Consider the following 16,119-nt stretch of genomic DNA (forward strand, 5'->3'; position numbering starts at 1 on the left):
GGTGTCGCGCGTGGTCAGGCGCAGGCGGTGAGCGGCGCCGGGTCCAGGGCACCGACCGGGCGGACGCTGCCGACCGGTCGGCCGCCGCCGAGCAGCGTCTCGCCCGCGAACTCTGTGAGCAGCTCCGCGTCGACGCCGGCCCGGGCGAGGGCCGCGGCGGCGACCGGGACACGGGCCCGGTTCGCACCGTCGGCGATCTTCACGGCGACGGCCCGGCCGTCGGGCAGTGCGGCGACCTGGACGCCCTCGAATCCGTCCTTGGCGAGCAGTCCGGGCACGGCCCGCATCAGCGCGGCCACGTCCCGGCCGGAGCCGGAGGCCATCTCCGCGTGCGCACGCATCGCGTCGGCCACGCGGGACTCGGGGGTGCCGGGGGCGGCGGTGGTGATGCGGGCGACGGCGCGGGCCAGGCCGTGCAGGGAGACGGCGAACAGGGGCGCGCCGCAGCCGTCGACGGTGACGCGGGCGATGCGCTGCCCGGTGAGGTCCTCCACGGTCTCGGCGACGGCCTGCTGGAGGGGGTGGGCCGGGTCCAGGTAGTCCTTGCGGGACCAGCCGTTGAGCTTGCAGGTGTAGAGCATGGCCGCGTGCTTGCCGGAGCAGTTCTGGGCGAGCCGGGAGGGCAGCCGGCCCTCGCGCACCCAGGCGTCCCGGACGACCGGGTCGAACGGCAGGTCGGGGACGTTGCGCAGGTCTTCCTCGGTCAGTCCGGCCAGTTCGAGGATCCGCCGCGTGCCGGCCAGATGGCGTTCCTCGCCCGAGTGGCTGGCGGCGGCGAGCGAGAGCAGCTCGCCCTCCAGCGGGAGGCCGGCCCGCACCATGGCCACGGCCTGGACGGGCTTGATCGCCGAGCGCGGGTAGAACGCCGCCTCGACGTCGCCGAGCTGGAAGTCGACCCGGCCGTCGGTGCCGAGGACGACGACGGAGCCGTAGTGGACGCCCTCGGTCACCCCGCCGCGGACGAGGTGGGCGACGGGGGCGTGGAGGGGTTCGCGGACGAGGGGTGCCTCCGCGGAAGAGCTGCTGTACATCACTGCCTGCATCACTGGTGGGTGGGTTTCGTGGGCCTGCGCGGGGTTCACGCGCCGGCCCCGGTGGGAGTGCGGGCGGCACGGCCGCGCGGGCCGGACCGGTTCGCCGCCGGCGCCGCCGCGAAAAGCGGCGGGCACGGCGCGGTGGTGTGGTCGGCGGGTCTGCTCACGCCTCGGTTCCGCCGTCCGTGGGCTGGGCCGGGCGCGCGGCGCGCACGATGTCGGTGAGGGTCTTCTCGACCCGGTCCAGGTGGTGCGACATGGCCGCCACCGCGTCGTGCTCGGAACCGTCCGTCAGCGCCTCGACGATCGCCCGGTGCTCACGGTTGGACTGCTCGCGCCGGTCGCCCAGCTCGTTCAGGAAGGCGGACTGGCGGGCGAGCGCGTCCCGGATCTCCTCGATGACCCGGCGGAAGACCGGGTTCTGGGCGGCCTGGGCGACGGAGAGGTGGAACAGCGTGTCCAGCGCGACCCACGAGGTGGTGTCGGTCTCCTGCTCCATCCGCTCCAGCAGGTGGAGCAGATGGTCCAGGTCCTCGGGGGTGCGCCGCTGCGCCGCGTAGCCGGCGACCGGGATCTCGATGTGCCGGCGCACCTCCAGCAGGTGACTGGCCGAGTAGTCGCCGAAGGTGGGGTCCTCCACGGCGCCGGCGATCACGAAGGTGCCCTTGCCGGTCCTGGACACGGTCAGGCCCATGGTCTGCAGCGCACGCAGCGCCTCGCGCAGCACGGGCCGGGAGACCTCCAGGGTGCGGCACAGCTCGGCCTCGGAGGGGAGCTTGTCGCCGATCGCGTACTCGCCGCGCTCGATGGCGCCCCGCAGGTGGGTGAGCACCGCTTCCATCGCGCTGACGCGCCGCGGTACCAGTCCACCTGTCTGGCTGTCTGACAGGTTCACGCGCCGATCGTGCGGGTACCGGGCGCTTCCTGTCAAGCGAAGCGATCAGATACTCAGGGCGTCGATGTCGCAGTCGACCCCCGTTGGCCGCGTCCAGGGTGGCCTGGTGATCGGCGGCGCTTTCTCGTACCGCTCCATGGCCTCCACGGTCTCACCCGGGCCCTTGAGGTCGCAGGACAGTGAGCGCCGGACGGCCGGGGTCGACGGGTGGTCCTGGCCGCGGCCACGACGCTCTGCTTCAGCGCGCCCCGGGCGTAACGCACCCTCGCGGCCCCTCGGCCGTCCACGGTGCTGTGCGCGGCCACCGGCAGCGGGCCCGCACCCCGCGGAAGCCTGCGCCCGCCGTCGTGGAGCGCGAGAGGGGCCAGATCACCCCGGTCGGTCAGTAACGCCCCGGAGGGGGACTGTCCAGCGGCGGGGGTGGTGAGGCCTCGGGAAGGACGTCCGCACGCGCCGACCGTCCGCGGCCGGGAAGGTCGACGCGCACGTGCCCGGCGCCAGGGACGGCGCCGTCCTCGGACGGTATCCGGAGCTGTCCTCGCTCTGGCCCCACAGTGATCGTCTCCCCCGTACGTCACGCATGTGCCGAACCTGTTCCCTCAGTGTAAGAGGGCATTCCTCTCAGGTTTTCGATCGTGCGCCGGGGGATTTGGGACGCGCTCCCCTGTGCGGTCAGGCGTTGAGCGCGCCCGTGCCCAGCAGGCCGAAGAGCAGGACGCCGACGACGATCCGGTACACGACGAAGGCGTTGAAGGAGTGCTTCGCGACGAACTTCAGCAGCCAGGCGATGGAGGCGTAGGCGACGACGAAGGAGACGATCGTGCCCACCGCCAGCGGTGCCGCGCCCACACCCGCGCCGAGGGCGTCCTTCAGCTCGTACAGGCCGGCGCCCGTGAGGGCCGGGATGCCGAGGAAGAAGGACAGGCGGGTGGCGGCTACGCGGTCCAGGTCCAGGATGAGCGCGGTGGACATGGTGGCGCCGGAGCGGGAGAAGCCGGGGAAGAGCAGGGCGAGGATCTGCGAGGTGCCCACCAGCATCGCGTCCTTGAAGGACGTGTCGTCCTCGCCGCGCTTGTGGCGGCCCATCTGGTCCGCGCACCACATCACACCGCTGCCGACGATCAGCGAACCGGCGACCACCCACAGCGAGGCCAGCGGGCCCTCGATCAGGGGCTTGGCGGCCAGGCCCACCGCGACGATCGGGATGGTGGCGTAGATGACCCACCAGGCGAACTTGTAGTCGTGGTGGTACCGCTCCTCGCGGTTGGTGAGACCGCGCAGCCAGGCGGAGACGATCCGCACGATGTCCTTGAAGAAGTAGACGAGCACGGCGGCGATGGCACCGACCTGGATGACGGCGGAGAACCCGACCACGGCCTTGTCGTCCACGGGGATGTTCATGAGCCCCTCAGCGATCTTGAGGTGGCCGGTGGAGGACACGGGGAGGAACTCGGTCACCCCCTCGACGACTCCGAGGACGGCGGCCTGACCGACGGAGATGGCGCTCATGGGATCCAGTTCTGGGAAAGGTTGGTCGACAGTGTTGTAGACGGTCTTGCGTTGCAGACACTCTTACTACGCCAAGATGAAGTCCCGGTGACCTACGACCACAGAGCCTGTGACATCCAGACTCCGGCGAAGGCGGCACCGAGGCCCGCAACGACACTCGCGACGGCGTTGGCGGCAGCGTAGAGCCCCGCGCCGGTCTCGGTCAGCCTCAGGGTCTCGTACGAGAACGTCGAGTACGTCGTCAGGGCCCCGCACAGGCCGGTGCCCAGCAGCAACTGCGGGTGCGGGCCGACGGCCCCTGCCGACACGGCCCCGGTCAGCAGCCCCAGGATCAGACAGCCGGTGACGTTGACCACGAAGGTGCCCCAAGGGAAGACCGAGTCGTGACGGGACTGCACCGCGCGGTCGGTGAGATAGCGCAGCGGGGCGCCGACCATGGCCCCCACGGCCACCAGCAGCCAGTTCACAGCGAGTTCCCACCGTTCCCGCCCGTGCCGCCGAGATCACCACGGCCTGGCCCGCGGTCGTGTCCGCCGCCCGGTCCACGGCCGGCCCAGGAAACGACCTCGCAGTCGTCGAGGACGACGAGCCCCTCGGTGACCAACTCGTCCAGCCGCGGCAGAAAGGCCCGTACCCGATCCTCGGTGTCGACGATCATGATCGCCACGGGCAGGTCCTCACTCATCGACAGCAACCGCGAGGTGTGGATGAGGGAGGAAGCACCGAAGCCCTCGATGCCGCGGAAGACGCTCGCGTGGACCAGGCCGGCGGCGTGCGCCCGGTGCACGATCTCCGAGTAGAGGGGCTTGTGGTGCCAGGTGTCGTTCTCGCCGACGAAGACGGTCACGCGCAGGGCGCCGCCGGTGAGCCTCGTCATGACTGCCGCCACCTCAGCACCCGGCGGGCCGCCGTCGCGCCGATCCACACCGCCGCGAGCGCCGCGCACAGTGTCCCGGCGAGGTAGGCCAGACCGGTGCGGGGGTGGCCGGCGTCGGTCAGCCTCTGGATGTCCACTGCGTAGGTGGAGAAGGTGGTGAAACCGCCGAGCACACCGGTGCCGAAGAACGGGCGGACCAGGCGGTGTGCGGCCCACACCTCGGTGATGACCACCATGAAGACCCCCATCACCGCGCAGCCGACGACATTGGTCCAGAACGTCGCCCAGGGGAAGCCGCCGGGCGGCGTCGGCCACAGCAGCAAGGCCGCGTAGCGGGCGAAGGCGCCGAGCACACCGCCGAGCGCCACCACAGCGACGACCGGCGCCTGGACACGCCAGGTGTGCTGCCGCGCCGCACGACGGGGCCCGACACCCAGGCTCTCGGTTTCCGGCGCTGTCATCGTCGTACGTCTCCTACTCGCCCGGGCCCTTCGGACATGCGGGGCCGCTGCCTTCGCAAGTAGGGACCGTTGGCGGCGTCGGTGCCGCGGTTCGGGTACGGCGGGCCCCACCGCCGCGCCGCGACGGTGATCGCGGCCGTGCAACAGCGTAGCGCCGGGCCACGAGGCGGGTCATGCCGAGGGCATGCGGGCACGCCTCCCCGAGCCCTCGGTCACCAGCCCTTCTCGAAGAGCCGGGCCACCTCGGCGATGCGGAACTCGTCGCGCCGGTAGTACGTGCGGCGGCGGATCCGGCGGGTGCGCAGCAGGCCGAGGTCGGCGAGGAGGGCGAGATGCGTCTCGGCGACGCGGCGGGGGATGCCGAGGCCGGCGGCGACGGCCGCGGCGGTCGCGCCGTGCTCGGCCGGGTCGGTGTAGGGGCGGCGGCGTGGCCGGGGGGCGTGCGCGGACGGGTCCTTCAGCCACTCCAGGATGACCAGGCGCGTCCGGCCGGCGGGAGTCCTCAGCATCTCCGCCTCCTGTCGTCGAGGCCGTCCCGTCCTGACGTTTTCCCACTGTGCCGCCGGCCGACCCGTCGTGCACGGGACTCGACGGCGCTTTGTCCGGTACCGCACGGACGGCAGCAACCCGGCTCGGAGTCCTCGGGGCCGGTGGGCGCGGCCGGCGGGGTCGTAGGGGCTGTCAGGACCGAATGGGGGCGCACTCGCGCCACCGGCGTCTCGATCGCTCGGATCGATGCACGCGCATGCACCGCACTAGCATGCGGCGCATGGGAGCGAACGCGGGGGCCCGGCTGGCGGAGCAGTGGCGGGGCATCCTGTCGGTGCACGCGCGGACGATGTGCGAGATCGACCGCGCGCTGCACCCGCACGGCCTGTGCGCGAGCGACTTCGAGGTGCTCGACATCCTGACCGCCGGGACCGTCGAGGAGAGCCACCGGCGCCAGGTGCACGACCTCGCCGACCGGGTCCACCTCAGCCAGAGCGCGCTGTCCCGGCTCGTCGGCCGGCTGGAGAGGGAGGGCCTGGTCGAGCGGTCGGTGTGCGCGACGGACCGGCGCCGGATGTGGGTCTCGCTCACCCGCAAGGGCCGCGACCTGCATACAGAGGTGCTACCGCTGCAACGCGCGGCGCTGGAGCGCCCGCTGAGCGGCAGCTAGGCCCTGTAGTCGAACTCCCGTCTGCCCGGCGACGCCATGCACGCTCCCCCACTGCCTTCACGGCGCGGAAGGTGCCCCCACTCGCCGCACCGAGCCCAGGCCCAAGTACATCCAGTACGAGGGCCAGTGCCCGGCACACCGAGAGCACGCACCTGACGCCGCAGGGCCCGCCCTCCGGGCGGACGACGGGAGTTCGACGACAGGCCCTATGGCCTCTCGTTCGGATCATGCCGGGCTCGCGGGGTCCGGTGCCGCGCCTCGCCCCGTTGCCACGGGGCGGCGAGGCGGCCGTCCCGCCGCTCAACCCTGCGGACGGGCCAGCAGCGTGCGTACGCCCTCCGAGGTGAGCGTCAGTCCGTGCGGGGAGCTGGCGTCTATGGTCAGCGACAGGTCCTCGGCCGGCCACTGGGACGCCAGGGCTCCCAGAGGCACCAGGCGGTAACGGGAGATGAAGGGCAGCAGCTCCGACATCTCCAGTTCCGAGGTGAACACGGGCACCACCGGCACGCCTCCCGGCTGCTCCAGGACCGGCAGCGCCACCGCCGCCGGGTTGGTGGCATCCTCGTCACTCACGTCGTCGGGTACCGGGACCAGCACGTCGCTACCGGCGAGCGTGTCCAGCGCCGCGGTGTCCTCGGCGTTCTCGGCGAGCACGTCCAGCGCCCGCTGGGCGAGCGTGACGGTGTTGTCGTGCTGAGGTGTGTCCATGGCAATTCCCTGGTCGCGGCGGTCGTGCGGCCCGTTCGGAGGTAGTCGTAGGCGGTTCGCCCCCGATACGGTCCTGCTCGCGTACCCGACCACACGCGGCGCAATCGTCCCGGCGACGGGATTCCTCGGCCCCGCGAACTCGGCCGCACGCAGGTGGCCGTGGCCGGCCCGGGCGGCGGCGAGAGGTGAGCGGCGGGCCCTGGCGGTTACCCGGTTCATCCTGAATTCATCGGATTCGCTTCCGTGGCCGAGGAATTCGCATCCGCATCCCCGCCCGAAGAGGGAGAAGGAGTCATGGCCCACAGGACGAGCGCCCGGGACGTGGTGAAGGCCATCAAGGACGTCGACTTCCCGGCCGGCAAGGACGACCTGGTGCAGGCGGCGAGCCGGTCCGGTGCGCCGCAGGAGGTCGTCAAGGCGCTGCGCGGGATCCCGCCCGAGCAGTACGCCAACCGTGAGGAGGTGGCCCGGTCGGTGCGGACGTCCCCCGACTCCGGCCTCGGCACGAGCCCCGCACAGCGGGCCGAGCAGGCCCGCGAGGGTGGCAGGCAGGGCCAGTCCCAGCATCTGCGTGAGGTGCCGAAGCCACCGGTGGAGGACGAACTGGACCGGTGAGGCCCCACATGGACCGCTGAGGCCCTTGGTCAGCACCCGGGGCCTCGTCGAACCGCTGGCTCTCGTGGGCCGCTGCGCGACGGAGGAGGCGGACAGCGGCCGGACGGCGGTGACCGTCGGCCGGTCACGACGGCGGCGTAACCGCGACGCGGGCGGGCTCTCCGCCGTACGCGGCGCGGAGAGCCCTGGGGCTCACTTCCGAACCCATCGGTCTGAGTAACCAGGGGTTCGGGGGCGATTCGGCGCCGCCACGCCGAATCCGCACGCCCCTCACGGCGGGGGCGTCAGCGCGGCTGCTCGGGCAGGCGGACCCAGCCAAAGGACCGTTCGACGGCCCGCTGCCAGCTCTCGTACTCCCACGCGCGCCGTTCGGGGTCCATGTCGGGCAGCCACTGGGCGGCCCGGTGCCAGTTGCGGCGCAGCACCTCCAGATCCGGCCAGTATCCGGCGGCGAGCCCGGCGGCGTAGGCGGCGCCGAGCGAGACCGTCTCGGCCACCAGCGGCCGTACGACGGGTACGTCGAGGACGTCGGCGAGCATCTGCATGAGCAGGTTGTCCGAGGTCATGCCGCCGTCCACCTTCAGCTGCCGCAGGGCGAGCCCGGAGTCGGCGTTCATGGCGTCGACGACCTCACGGGTCTGCCAGGCGGTGGCCTCCAGGACGGCCCGGGCGAGATGGCCCTTGGTGATGTAGGAGGTGAGGCCGACGACGACTCCGCGGGCGTCGCTGCGCCAGTGGGGGGCGAACAGGCCGGAGAAGGCGGGGACGATGTAGCAGCCGCCGTTGTCCTCCACCGTGCGCGCCAGGGTCTCGATCTCGGGCGCGGTGCTGATCAGGCCCAGCCGGTCGCGGAACCACTGGACCAGCGAACCGGTGACGGCCATCGGCCCTTCCAGGGCGTAGACCGTGGGCTCACCCGCGATCTTGTAGGCCACGGTGGTGAGCAGGCCGTGCTGGGAGCTCACCAGGTCGGTGCCGGTGTTCATCAACAAGAAGCTGCCGGTGCCGTAGGTGCACTTCGCCTCGCCGGGCGAGAAGCAGGTCTGGCCGAACAGGGCGGCCTGCTGGTCGCCGAGGGCGGCGGCGATGCGGACCCCGGGGAGCAGTGCGCGGGCCTCGCCGTAGCTCTCCGCGGAGGAGCGGATCTCCGGCAGCAGGGCGCGCGGCACGCCGAAGAAGTCCATGAGTTCCGGGTCCCAGGTCAGGGTCCGGATGTTGACGAGCATGGTGCGACTGGCGTTGGTCGGGTCGGTGATGTGCAGGCCGCCGTCGATGCCGCCGGTGAGGTTCCAGATCAGCCAGCTCTCGATCGTGCCGAACAGCACCTCGCCGTCACGGGCGCGCTGCTCCAGGCCCTCGACGTGGTCGAACAGCCAGCGGATCCGGGGGGCGGAGAAGTAGGTGGAGGGCGGCAGGCCGCAGCGGTCGAGGAAGAACTCGTCGCCGGGCCGGTCCCTGAGCGCATCGACCAGCGGCGCGGTGCGGGTGTCCTGCCACACGATCGCCCGGCCCAGCGGGACTCCGGTACGCCTGTCCCAGAGCACCGTCGTCTCGCGCTGATTGGCGATCCCGATGGCCGCGATCCGCCCGGCGTCCACTCCCGCGCTCTGCAGCGCCTCGGGCACGATGCGCTGGACGTTGCGCCAGATCTCGACGGCGTCGTGCTCGACCCAGCCGGGCCGGGGGAAGTGCTGACGGTGCTCCCGCTGGGAGACGGACACCAGGCGCCCGCGATGGTCGAACAGGATGCACCGTGTGGACGTGGTGCCCTGGTCGATGGACATCACATACCGGTCAACCATGATCGGGCCTGCCTTCCGATGCGTCACGCAGGTGGGACGCCTCCCTGGGGAGACCGTCCAGCGGGGACCTACCGGGATCTACCAGCGAACCGCCCCCAGATCCCGGGAGATCGCCCGGGCCGCCTCCCGGAGCAGGGCGATCAGTGCGGGCAGCGGCCGGCCCCGGGTGTCGCAGATCCGCTCGACGGCGCCGGACAGGCCGATGGCGCCCACCACGAGACCGCCGTGGCCGCGGATCGGGGCGGCGATACCGGCGTCCCCCATGCTCATCTCCTGCACCTCGGCTCCCCAGCCGAGCTCGCGGATCTCGGCCAGGGTTCGGTCCAGGTCCTCCCGGACGACGAGGGTGTGGCGCGTGTACGCCTCCAGCCCGTCCGGGGGCAGCGGGTCCAGGGCGGCGGCGCCGTAGGCCAGCAGGACCTTGCCGAGCGAGGAGGCGTGCAGCGGCAGCAGCGCGCCCACGTCCAGGGTCTGTAGGGTGTCGTCGGGCCGGAAGACATGGTGGACGATGAGGACCTTGCCCTCCAGGGGCGTGCCCAGGCGGACGGCCTCCCCGCTGCGGGCGGCCAGCGCGTCGGCCCAGTTGATCGAGCGCGAGCGCAGTTCGTTGACGTCGAGGTAGCTGGTGCCCAGGTGCAGCAGCGCCGCCCCGAGCTGGTACTTCCCGGTGGCCTCGTCCTGCTCGACGAAGTCCACGTGCTGCAGGGTGCGCAGGATGCCGTGGGCGGTGCCTTTGGCCAGCCCGAGTGAGGACGCCACCTCGCCGAGCCCGAGCCTGCGGGGACCGCCCGCGAGGAGGCGCAGAATCGCCGCCGCTCGTTCGATGGACTGGACGGGTCCGGCCATGTGGCGATATTAGCCCGATTTGCGCCGGTGAGGACTGCCGTTCGGCATTGCCGACCGCCAAACGTTGACCTGAGCGCAATCCGCTATTTAGCGTTCCTTGTCGCGCCCGGCTCCCGGTCGGCAGCGCCGCCCGCAGGAAGAGGGGACCCATGTCCGTAGCGCAGCTCGAGGCCGCACCGCACAGGGCCGTCCATCACGCCTTCCCGCTGCCGCACTCGCCGGGGACGGTCTCGGCCGTCCGTCACCGCGTCCGCGCGGTCCTCGGCACCTGGAACCTGCCCGCCGACGCCGCCGACGACGTGCTCCTCGTGGTCTCGGAACTGGTCACCAACGCGCTCGTGCACGCCCGGCCGCCGGCCACGCTGCGCCTGTGGCGGCTGCCCGTCGAAGGCCGGCGGGCCGTCCACGTCGAGGTGACCGACCTGGGCCCCGCGGCACCGCCGGGGCCGGAGGCGGCGCCCGACCCGGACGAGCACGGCCGTGGCCTGGGCATCGTCAACGCGCTGTCGGCCCGGTGCGGGGTACGCGCGGACTCCGGCTGGACCAGCCGGTGGGCGGAGGTCCTCGCGGGCTGAGCAGCACCGGCCGTCGGCGTCCTCGTGCACACTCCTTGACCTGCGGCGGCCGGGGGGCGACCGTGACCCTGGGGTGGATCAGCCTCGGGAGGCGCCGTGACCACATCAGCCGAGCCGCGGGTGTCGGGCCTGGAGATCCGGTCCATCGACTATGTGCCCCTGGACGAGCGGCACGGCAAGCTGTGGCATCTGGGGCCGCTGTGGTTCATGTCGAACGCCCAGATCGCCACCCTGGCCGTCGGCCTGATCAGCATCACCGAGGGCGGCAACCTCCTCTGGTCACTCCTCGCGATCGTCGCCGGCACCGTCATCGGCACCTTCTTCATGGCGTTCCACTCGGCGCAGGGCCCCCAGTTGGGGCTGCCGCAGATGATCCAGTCGCGACCCCAGTTCGGCTATGTCGGCGCCCTTCTGGTGTGGCTGTTCGCCTACGTGCAGTACGCGGGCTTCAACGTCTTCAACACCATCCTCGCCGGTCAGGCCCTGCACACCACGATCCACGGCGGCGTCAAGCTGTGGGTGGCCGTCGTCGCCGCGGTCGCCCTGGTCGTCGCGCTCGTCGGCTACGACGTCATCCACAAGGCCGAGCGGGTCCTGACGTACACCTTCCTGGTCGTGTTCGGGATCTTCACCGTGGGCATCCTGGTCAACCTGCACTACCCGCCCGGCTCCTTCGACCTGGGCGGCTTCAGGTGGACGCCGTTCCTCGCCCAGTTCGGGGTGGTCGCCGGCTACCAGATCAGCTGGGCCATCTACGTCTCGGACTACTCGCGCTACCTGCCGCCCGACGTGACGGTCCGCAAGACGTTCTACTGGACCTACTTCGGCTCCGCGCTCGGCGGGATCTGGCTGATGGTGCTGGGTACGCTGCTCGCCGCCTGGGCCGGCAAGGGCTTCGACACCATCCCCTCGATCGACGCGGCGGGCGACACCGTGTTCCGCGGGTTCGGCGCGGTCGTGCTGCTGTTCGCCGCGCTGGGCCTCGTCTCCGTCACCGCGCTGAACATGTACGGCGGATCGCTGACCCTCATCAGCGCCATCGACTCCTTCCGGAGGGTGCGGCCGACGCTCGCCGTACGGCTGGTCACACTCGGGCTCACCGCGGCGCTCTCCCTCGTGGGCGCGCTGGCCGCGACCTCCCACTTCCTGCGCAACTTCAACGACTTCCTGCTGCTGGTGCTCTACCTGTTCATCCCGTGGACCGCGGTCAACCTGATGGACTACTACGTGGTGCGCCGGGGCCACTACGCCATCGCCGAGATCTTCAACCCGCACGGGATCTACGGTCGCTGGGGCTGGCAGGGCATCACCTCCTACCTGGTCGGTTTCGCCGCCATGGTGCCGTTCTTCTCCGTCGGCACGCTCTTCGTCGGACCCGCCGCGAAGACGCTGGGCGGCGCCGACATCTCCCTGTTCATCGGGTTGCCGGTCTCCGCGCTGCTGTACTGGTGGCTGACCCGGTCGATCGACGTGGCGGCCGAGCAGCGGCTGGCCGAGGCGGAGGCGGTGGAGCTGGACCGGGCGGCGCACCAGCACCGCGAGCCCTGAGTGCCGCTCAGGCGCCGCCGGACGGCGGTGCCGTCGTGCCGCGCACCTCCAGGACGGGAACGGTCAGGTCGACGGCGCGCGGGCGGTCCGGGTCCTCGAGCCGGTCCAGCAGCCGCTGCGCGGCCCGCCGGCCCACGTCATGGCCGGCGTTGTCCACCGTGGTCAGCCACAGATGCCGCAGCCGTGACAGGTAGGTGTTGTCGTAGCCGGCCAGCGAAAGGTCGCGGGGCACCCGCAGGCCGCTCTCCTCGGCTGCCGACAGGGCGCCGACGCAGGTCATGTCGTTGACCGCGAAGACGGCGGTCGGCCGCTGCGGGCGGCTCAGCAGCCGGACGGTGGCCCGGTAGCCGCCCTCCTCGGTGAGGTCGCCCTGCTCCACGACCGCCGTGCCCGCCAGGCCGCGCTCGCGCATGGCGGCCTCGAAACCGCGGCGGCGCAGCTCTCCGACCGCGCCCAGACCGGCGATGTGCGCGATGTGCCGGTGGCCGAGGCCGATGAGGTGCTCGGTGGCCAGCCGGGCGCCGTGCTCGTCGTCGCCCGCGATCACGTCCACGCGGGGCAGCACGGGCTCCCGGGTGCCGGCGACGACGGTGGGCACCCGGTCGGCCGCCGTGCGCAGCGCCCCGGGATCCTGCAGGGTGCCGACGGCGACCATGCCGTCCACGCGCAGTTCGGTGAAGGTACGGGTGAGGTCCTCTCCCAGACGCCGGTTGAGCCGCCCGTCGGCGAGCAGCACGTGCAGGCCGCTGTCGTGGAACCGCGAGTTCAGCCCGTCGAGGAGTTCGACGAACCAGGGGTTGCGCAGGTCGTTCAGCAGGACGCCGACGGTGCGGGTGCGCCGCTCGCTCAGGCTGCGGGCGGCGGCGTTGGGCCGGTAGCCGAGTTCCTCGATCGCGGCGAGAACGGCCCGCCGCTTCTCGGGACGCACGCTCTCGGAGCCGCGCAGCACCAGCGAGACCAGGGACTTCGACACACCGGCCCGCGTGGCCACGTCGCGGATGGTCGGGGGTCGCATGCAGTGGACCGTTCCACAACGGTGCGGCCCTGTAAAGGGCGGTCTCGGCGCCGGGTGAACGCCTTGACACCCGGCGCGAGCGGCGGCCATGGTGAGCCGGAGCTTTTGGATCGGTCCAAAGAGGGGCTGTCATGGTGAACACACTCGGCGTCGCGGTCGTCGGATTCGGCTGGATGGGGCGGGTGCACACCCAGGCGTACGTCCGCGTGCCCCACCACTTTCCGCAGCTGCCGGTGCGTCCGCGTCTGGTCGCGGTCGCCGACGAGGTGCCCGGCCGGGCCGCCGAGGCGGCCGAGCGGTACGGCTTCGACTCCGCGACCCTCGACTGGCGGGAGATCGCCGCCGATCCCCGGGTGCGGGCGGTCAGCATCACCGCGCCGAACTTCCTGCACCGCGAGATCGGTGTCGCCATGGCCGAGGCCGGCAAGCACATCTGGATCGAGAAGCCGGTCGGCCTCACCGCCGGGGACGCCCGCGCGGTCGCCGACGCCGCAGCGCGGGCCGGCGTGTGGGGCACCGTCGGCTTCAACTACCGCAACGCACCGGCCGTCGCCGCCGCCCGCGAGATGATCGCCGCCGGCGAGATCGGCACGGTCACCCATGTCCGCATCCGGCTGTTCAGCGACTACGCCGCCCACCCCGAGGGGGCGCTGACCTGGCGGTACGAGCGCGAGCGCGGCGGCAGCGGAGTGCTGGGCGACCTGGCCTCGCACGGCGTCGACCTGGCCCGCCACCTGCTCGGCGAGATCGACTCGTTGGCCGCCGACACGGCCGTGTTCGTGCCCGAGCGGGCCCGCCCGGCCGGCGCCACCGCCGGTCACGCCCGCGCGGCGGGCGGCGAGTTCGGCCCCGTCGAGAACGACGACTACGTCAACTGCCTGCTGCGCTTCGCCTCGGGCGCCCGCGGGGTGCTGGAGGCGTGCCGGGTCTCGGTCGGCGAGCAGAACAACTACGGCTTCGAGATCCACGGCACCACGGGCGCGCTGTTCTGGGACTTCCGCCGCATGGGCGAACTCGGGATCAGTCGCGGGACCGCGTACCAGGACCAGCCCGTCAGCACCGTCCACGTCGGCCCCGGGCACGGCGAGTACGCCGCCTTCCAGCCCGGCGCGGCCAACGCCATGGGCTACGACGACCTCAAGGTCATCGAGGCCCACCACTTCCTGCGCTCCGTCACGGAGGGCGCCGCCCACGGCGCCACCCTCGGCGACGCCGTCGCCGCCGCGACGGCGCTGGACGCCATGGCCGCCTCCGCACGGGACGGGAGGTGGGTGAGCGTGGCCTGAGCCGTCAGCGGGACGGCACGAGCGGGAGGTTGTCCGTGTACCCGTTCGCCGGTCGGGGGATCCGAGTGACGGTGCGGGCGTCGAGAGCGGTGGGAGAGGAGGCCGTGCCGAGGGTGCCGCCCGGGTGCCAGGTGCCCGTGACGGCGACCCAGGTGTCGGCGGGCGGTGCCCCGGTCCCGTGGACCCGTACCTTCACGGACTGGGCGTCCGCCGCGCAGCAGGAGAGGATGATCCGGGTCAGGTACCAGGTGTCGCGGCCCTTCTCGGGCGTGACGAAGCCGGTCAGCAGGACCGTGCGGCCCCGGATGGCCTGCTCGCGGTCCTGCTGCACCCGGCGGGTGAAGTCGGTCAGGGTCATCGGGAGCGGTGAGGTCGCGGGCAGCGGGTCGAAGTGCCTCTGCCGGTCGACGGCCCTGGGTGCCTCACGGGAGGCGGTGTACGCGCCGAGGGCCGGCGGGGCGTAGAACAGCAGGCTCAGCGCCGGGAGCAGGAGCAGCCACGCCACGCGGGGCACGGAGGAGTGGTCGTGGCCGTGGCCGTCGTGGCGCGCAGGGTCCGGGCCGGCCGCCTCGTGCGACGGGCGGTCGTGCCCGTGGCTTCCGGGGCCGCCGTGCGCGTGGGGCCGGTCCGGCTCCGGCTGCGACGCCCAGGCCTCCGCCACTCCCAGCACGAGCAGCACCGCGCCGGAGCCGATCAGCAACGGGCGCATGCCCTCCTTGACGTAACGCAGGAAGAGGTCGGTGAAGAGCGAGGCGTGCAGCAGGCCGAGGCCGCTGAGCACGAGCAGGGTGACCTGCAGGGGACGTCTCACAGCAGGAACCCTCCGACGAGCGCGCTGCACAGGATGGCGACGACCGTGGTGGCGGCGGAGAAGCGGGCGGCGAACGCCCGGCCGAACGTGCCGGCCTGAAGAGCGATCAGCTTCAGGTCGACCATGGGGCCGACCGCCATGAACGTCAGGCGCGCGAGGGGGGAGAACCCGGTGAGCGAGGCCGCGACGAACGCGTCGGCCTCCGAGCAGACCGCCAGCAGCACGGCGAGTCCCGCCAGGAACAGCACCGACAGCCAGGGCGAGCCGGAGAAGGTGTCGAGCACGGTGCGCGGGACCGTCACGTTGAAGGTGGCCGCGGCCATGGCCCCGAGCACCAGAAAGCCGCCCGCGTGCAGGAAGTCGTGCTGGAAGCCGCGCCGGAACTCCGTCCAGCGGTTGTGCCCCGGCTGGTGCCCGGTGTGCCGCACGGCCGGCCTGAGCCACTCCTCGCGGCCCAGGAAGAGCCAGAGCCAGCCCATGACGGCGGCGGTCACCAGCGAGGCGAGCAGCCGGGCCAGCACCATGGCGGGGTTGCCGGGGAAGGCGATCGCCGTGGCGGTCAGCACGACCGGGTTGACGGCGGGCGCCGACAGCAGGAAGGCGAACGCGGCGGCGGGGGTCACGCCCCGGTTGATCAGGCTGTTCGCGACCGGCACCGAGGCGCATTCGCAGCCGGGCAGGACGACTCCGGCGACCCCGGCCACCGGGACGGCGAGGACGGGCCGCTTCGGCAGTACCCGGCTGAACACGCGGGCCGGCACGAAGGCGTTGATGGCACCGGACAGGGCCGTGCCGAGCAGCAGGAAGGGCAGCGCCTGCACGGTGACGGCGAGACAGACGGTCCGCCAGGCCTGCAGGGCCGGTGCGTCCGCCCACCGCCCGGCGACGAAGATCAGCCCACCGGGAACCACGGCGGCGCCCAGCAGCAGGAGCGGCCAGAACCGGGGCAGGACGCGGACGGTGGGGGCGCCGGCCGCC

The 16,119-nt window shown here is 72.4% G+C and carries 18 protein-coding genes; 5 read left to right on the plus strand and 13 right to left on the minus strand.

Going from position 1 to position 16,119, the window contains the following annotated elements; genetic code table 11:
• Positions 1-14 precede the first annotated feature (14 nt).
• The 7 genes from BZY54_RS27215 to BZY54_RS27245 form a co-directional block, all read right to left on the minus strand.
• Entirely contained in the window at positions 15-1,031 is a 1,017-nt protein-coding gene (locus BZY54_RS27215) for an asparaginase (RefSeq protein ID WP_086727988.1), read from the minus strand.
• A 166-nt stretch (positions 1,032-1,197) separates the two neighbouring features.
• On the minus strand, positions 1,198-1,875 hold the full coding sequence (locus tag BZY54_RS27220) for a FadR/GntR family transcriptional regulator (RefSeq protein ID WP_086727973.1): 678 nt from the start codon (positions 1,873-1,875) through the stop codon (positions 1,198-1,200).
• A gap of 726 nt (positions 1,876-2,601) precedes the next feature.
• Positions 2,602-3,438, minus strand: a complete 837-nt coding sequence (locus tag BZY54_RS27225; RefSeq protein WP_086727974.1) for an undecaprenyl-diphosphate phosphatase — start codon at positions 3,436-3,438, stop codon at positions 2,602-2,604.
• A gap of 92 nt (positions 3,439-3,530) precedes the next feature.
• Positions 3,531-3,905, minus strand: coding sequence for a fluoride efflux transporter CrcB (gene crcB, locus BZY54_RS27230; protein WP_086727975.1), 375 nt, complete (start codon positions 3,903-3,905; stop codon positions 3,531-3,533).
• Entirely contained in the window at positions 3,902-4,315 is a 414-nt protein-coding gene (locus tag BZY54_RS27235) for a DUF190 domain-containing protein (protein WP_086727976.1), read from the minus strand. The genes crcB (BZY54_RS27230) and BZY54_RS27235 overlap by 4 nt, the downstream gene beginning before the upstream one ends.
• Entirely contained in the window at positions 4,312-4,776 is a 465-nt protein-coding gene (gene crcB, locus BZY54_RS27240; RefSeq protein WP_086727977.1) for a fluoride efflux transporter CrcB, read from the minus strand. The genes BZY54_RS27235 and crcB (BZY54_RS27240) overlap by 4 nt, the downstream gene beginning before the upstream one ends.
• 212 nt (positions 4,777-4,988) lie before the next feature.
• Positions 4,989-5,285: a helix-turn-helix domain-containing protein gene (locus tag BZY54_RS27245; RefSeq protein WP_086727978.1), complete on the minus strand. Its 297-nt coding sequence runs from the start codon at positions 5,283-5,285 to the stop codon at positions 4,989-4,991.
• 260 nt (positions 5,286-5,545) lie between these two features.
• Between BZY54_RS27245 and BZY54_RS27250 the strand changes: the two genes are divergently transcribed.
• On the plus strand, positions 5,546-5,935 hold the full coding sequence (locus tag BZY54_RS27250; protein ID WP_086727979.1) for a MarR family winged helix-turn-helix transcriptional regulator: 390 nt from the start codon (positions 5,546-5,548) through the stop codon (positions 5,933-5,935).
• Between the two features lie 300 nt (positions 5,936-6,235).
• Here BZY54_RS27250 and BZY54_RS27260 read toward each other — a convergent pair whose 3' ends face one another.
• Complete coding sequence (locus BZY54_RS27260) at positions 6,236-6,643, minus strand: SseB family protein (protein WP_086727980.1); 408 nt, start codon at positions 6,641-6,643, stop codon at positions 6,236-6,238.
• A 294-nt stretch (positions 6,644-6,937) separates the two neighbouring features.
• On the opposite strand from BZY54_RS27260, the gene BZY54_RS27265 reads away from it, so the two are divergent.
• A complete protein-coding gene (locus tag BZY54_RS27265; RefSeq protein WP_086727981.1) occupies positions 6,938-7,258 on the plus strand; it encodes a DUF2795 domain-containing protein in 321 nt (106 codons plus the stop codon).
• 284 nt (positions 7,259-7,542) lie between these two features.
• Here BZY54_RS27265 and glpK read toward each other — a convergent pair whose 3' ends face one another.
• Both glpK and BZY54_RS27275 read right to left on the minus strand, forming a co-directional pair.
• Positions 7,543-9,060, minus strand: coding sequence for a glycerol kinase GlpK (glpK, locus tag BZY54_RS27270; protein WP_086727989.1), 1,518 nt, complete (start codon positions 9,058-9,060; stop codon positions 7,543-7,545).
• A gap of 78 nt (positions 9,061-9,138) precedes the next feature.
• Positions 9,139-9,906, minus strand: a complete 768-nt coding sequence (locus tag BZY54_RS27275; protein WP_086727982.1) for an IclR family transcriptional regulator — start codon at positions 9,904-9,906, stop codon at positions 9,139-9,141.
• A 149-nt stretch (positions 9,907-10,055) separates the two neighbouring features.
• Here BZY54_RS27275 and BZY54_RS27280 point away from each other — a divergent pair, with 149 nt between their 5' ends.
• Positions 10,056-10,481 (plus strand): ATP-binding protein, encoded by a 426-nt coding sequence (locus BZY54_RS27280; protein WP_086727983.1) that lies wholly within the window; start codon positions 10,056-10,058, stop codon positions 10,479-10,481.
• A gap of 96 nt (positions 10,482-10,577) precedes the next feature.
• Positions 10,578-12,029 carry a purine-cytosine permease family protein gene (locus BZY54_RS27285; RefSeq protein ID WP_244217356.1) on the plus strand — a complete coding sequence of 484 codons (1,452 nt, stop codon included), beginning with the start codon at positions 10,578-10,580 and terminating at the stop codon, positions 12,027-12,029.
• 7 nt (positions 12,030-12,036) lie between these two features.
• On the opposite strand, the gene BZY54_RS27290 is transcribed toward BZY54_RS27285, so the two are convergent.
• Positions 12,037-13,044: a LacI family DNA-binding transcriptional regulator gene (locus BZY54_RS27290; RefSeq protein ID WP_086727985.1), complete on the minus strand. Its 1,008-nt coding sequence runs from the start codon at positions 13,042-13,044 to the stop codon at positions 12,037-12,039.
• 131 nt (positions 13,045-13,175) lie between these two features.
• Between BZY54_RS27290 and BZY54_RS27295 the strand changes: the two genes are divergently transcribed.
• Positions 13,176-14,330 carry a Gfo/Idh/MocA family protein gene (locus BZY54_RS27295; protein ID WP_086727986.1) on the plus strand — a complete coding sequence of 385 codons (1,155 nt, stop codon included), beginning with the start codon at positions 13,176-13,178 and terminating at the stop codon, positions 14,328-14,330.
• 4 nt (positions 14,331-14,334) lie between these two features.
• Here BZY54_RS27295 and BZY54_RS27300 read toward each other — a convergent pair whose 3' ends face one another.
• Together BZY54_RS27300 and BZY54_RS27305 are read right to left on the minus strand one after the other, a co-directional pair.
• The gene (locus BZY54_RS27300; RefSeq protein ID WP_086727987.1) at positions 14,335-15,141 is read right to left on the minus strand and encodes a TIGR03943 family putative permease subunit; all 807 of its coding nucleotides are present in this window, start codon (positions 15,139-15,141) and stop codon (positions 14,335-14,337) included.
• Positions 15,138-16,091: a permease gene (locus BZY54_RS27305; RefSeq protein ID WP_086727990.1), complete on the minus strand. Its 954-nt coding sequence runs from the start codon at positions 16,089-16,091 to the stop codon at positions 15,138-15,140. The genes BZY54_RS27300 and BZY54_RS27305 overlap by 4 nt, the downstream gene beginning before the upstream one ends.
• Positions 16,092-16,119: the final 28 nt, after the last annotated feature.

Source organism: Streptomyces carpinensis, assembly GCF_002154505.1.
Taxonomy (GTDB): domain Bacteria; phylum Actinomycetota; class Actinomycetes; order Streptomycetales; family Streptomycetaceae; genus Streptomyces; species Streptomyces carpinensis.

Bases quoted from the DNA above. Each gene is read 5' to 3' on its own strand.
- crcB (WP_086727977.1), bottom strand. From the start codon at position 4,776: ATGACAGCGCCGGAAACCGAGAGCCTGGGTGTCGGGCCCCGTCGTGCG.
- BZY54_RS27220 (WP_086727973.1), bottom strand. From the start codon at position 1,875: ATGGAAGCGGTGCTCACCCACCTGCGGGGCGCCATCGAGCGCGGCGAG.
- BZY54_RS27290 (WP_086727985.1), bottom strand. From the start codon at position 13,044: ATGCGACCCCCGACCATCCGCGACGTGGCCACGCGGGCCGGTGTGTCG.
- BZY54_RS27245 (WP_086727978.1), bottom strand. From the start codon at position 5,285: ATGCTGAGGACTCCCGCCGGCCGGACGCGCCTGGTCATCCTGGAGTGG.
- BZY54_RS27225 (WP_086727974.1), bottom strand. From the start codon at position 3,438: ATGAGCGCCATCTCCGTCGGTCAGGCCGCCGTCCTCGGAGTCGTCGAG.
- BZY54_RS27275 (WP_086727982.1), bottom strand. From the start codon at position 9,906: ATGGCCGGACCCGTCCAGTCCATCGAACGAGCGGCGGCGATTCTGCGC.
- glpK (WP_086727989.1), bottom strand. From the start codon at position 9,060: ATGGTTGACCGGTATGTGATGTCCATCGACCAGGGCACCACGTCCACA.
- BZY54_RS27260 (WP_086727980.1), bottom strand. From the start codon at position 6,643: ATGGACACACCTCAGCACGACAACACCGTCACGCTCGCCCAGCGGGCG.
- BZY54_RS27295 (WP_086727986.1), top strand. From the start codon at position 13,176: ATGGTGAACACACTCGGCGTCGCGGTCGTCGGATTCGGCTGGATGGGG.
- BZY54_RS27250 (WP_086727979.1), top strand. From the start codon at position 5,546: ATGGGAGCGAACGCGGGGGCCCGGCTGGCGGAGCAGTGGCGGGGCATC.
- BZY54_RS27235 (WP_086727976.1), bottom strand. From the start codon at position 4,315: ATGACGAGGCTCACCGGCGGCGCCCTGCGCGTGACCGTCTTCGTCGGC.
- BZY54_RS27215 (WP_086727988.1), bottom strand. From the start codon at position 1,031: ATGTACAGCAGCTCTTCCGCGGAGGCACCCCTCGTCCGCGAACCCCTC.
- BZY54_RS27280 (WP_086727983.1), top strand. From the start codon at position 10,056: ATGTCCGTAGCGCAGCTCGAGGCCGCACCGCACAGGGCCGTCCATCAC.
- BZY54_RS27265 (WP_086727981.1), top strand. From the start codon at position 6,938: ATGGCCCACAGGACGAGCGCCCGGGACGTGGTGAAGGCCATCAAGGAC.